Here is a 1,968-nt window from a genome sequence, read left to right on the forward strand (position 1 = left end):
CGCCAGCTGTAATAGCAGCAAGTGTAACAGTATCGCTGTCAACGCCAGCAGCTACAAGTGCAGCTAAAAAATCAGCAATAAGTGGGCTATCGGCACCCACAGCATCAACAACTACATTCATCATAGAATCAACTTGAGCAGCAGTACAATTTGTACATACGCCATTAATAGCTGCTACTAAATCTGCCTTTAGCTGATCTGGAGCTGTTTCTGTGGTTGCGCTATTTAAAACGTTGACTAAATTAGTCATGCCTTCAGTTTGTACTACTGCATCAGTATCCGTTTGTGCATAACTTGGTAAAACTGTAAGTGAAGATGCACCTGCTATTAAGCCGGCTAATATAAATGATTTCATCTCTTGTCCCTTGGTAGAGTATTAATTACAAAATTTTAGCGCATCGGTGCAAAAAGTAAACTCTTTATTTACGCCATTATCACTAGTTTTTATTATTTTGGTTGGCGGCATTATTAAATTACCCTGCACGCCATCGCAACCTAAACTTTCAAGTACCTTTAAAGTTTCAGGTTTTTCAATCAAACAAGCTAAAACTTTAATACCAAAGCCATGACAAATATTATTAACTGTTTGAATAAAAAATTGGCTTTGAGTGTTATCTAATAAGTCTTGAATATAGCTACCATCTATTTTTATATATTCAATGTCTAACCCTTGTAAGTATCTAAACGAGGTTAAACTAGTACCAAAGTGTTCAACACACACATTTATGCCAATATCTTTTATTGTATCTATATGTAAAGAGGCAACATGTACGTTGTAAAGTAAGCTAATTTCATGCAATTCAAAAATCAAGTTTGTTTTAATAATTGGTTTAGTGTGTGCATAAAGAGTAAGCCATTCAATAAAGTCAGTTGAATACAACGAAGCCTTACTAATATTTAACGCAAATGTATCGTCTGGGTGTTGCTCTTTAACGTTTACAAAGTTACGAATTATTTTTTTGTCTAACTCTTCGGTTAAGTTAAGCTTTTCGGCCATAGCAAATAAATGGCCATTATTAACCTTTTCGCCTTCATGCGTAAAATGAGCAAACACCTCAAAGTAGCACTGCTTGTTTTGTGAGTTAGTGCGTTTAACTGGTTGCACCGAAAAACTAACTTCACCAGTAGCAATAATTGACTGAATAAGCGAACGCCACTCTTTAACACTAAACAAAGTACTTTTATCTACTTTATTTACAGCCGAATCGCCAATAGTACAACCAGTATCAAGGGCTGAAAGTACACCCCCGATAGATGAGCCTTTATCAACACTTACTAACGCTAAGTTAGCAAAACCATTCACATGTAAGCTGTTTTTCTTTTTACTAAAAGCATCATTTATATCGAGGCGTGTTCTATTTAAAAATTGCATATCTAATGGGACTAAAGCAATAAAAGTACTCCCGTTAAGTCTAAATATTTTAGAGTTAGTTAAAGCACCAAACATATTTTGCAAAGTAACGCTTACATCATGTACGTGCTCGTCACCATCTTGGTAACTTACAGTTTGGTTAATATTAGCAAGTGAGGGGAGAGTCACCATCATTGCAGTGATTGGAGTATCGCTAGTAATGGCGTCAACCACTGAGTTAAAGTGGTTCTCAAACGAACGGCGGTTACCTAGCCCTGTGAGTGAGTCTACATATACTTCATCGGTAAGTGCTTGTGTTTGCTTTGTTAAAGAGTCAAAGGTGCTTTGTAAGTTCATTACCATATTGTTAATGGCTTTAGTTACAGTACGTAGCTCGCGTGCAACTGGTATTTCGTCGTTTAATGTAAAGCGTTTACGCGTAACCAAGTGTGCTTGGTTTTCTACTGCTTTTAAAGGTTTAAACACTGCACGTAGTATTAAATATGCTACTGCAAGCGAGGCTACCAATAATAATAAAGAACCATAAAAGCTGCGTTTAGTATGTTCCCATAGCGTTAAATACGATTGCCCAACATGGCTTGTTACTTCAAGGGTTC

General features: G+C 36.5%; 2 protein-coding genes. Both read right to left on the minus strand.

Annotation, left to right across the window (positions count from 1 at the left end; genetic code table 11):
* Window positions 1-355, minus strand: a 355-nt coding sequence (locus tag L656_RS0100450; RefSeq protein WP_024597760.1) for a hypothetical protein, incomplete at its 3' end; no start/stop codon positions are given.
* 21 nt (window positions 356-376) lie between these two features.
* On the minus strand, window positions 377-1,968 hold a 1,592-nt coding region (locus tag L656_RS0100455; RefSeq protein ID WP_024597761.1), incomplete at its 5' end, for an EAL domain-containing protein.

Origin of the sequence: Pseudoalteromonas sp. TAE56 (genome assembly GCF_000497955.1) — a bacterium.
Classification (GTDB): domain Bacteria; phylum Pseudomonadota; class Gammaproteobacteria; order Enterobacterales; family Alteromonadaceae; genus Pseudoalteromonas.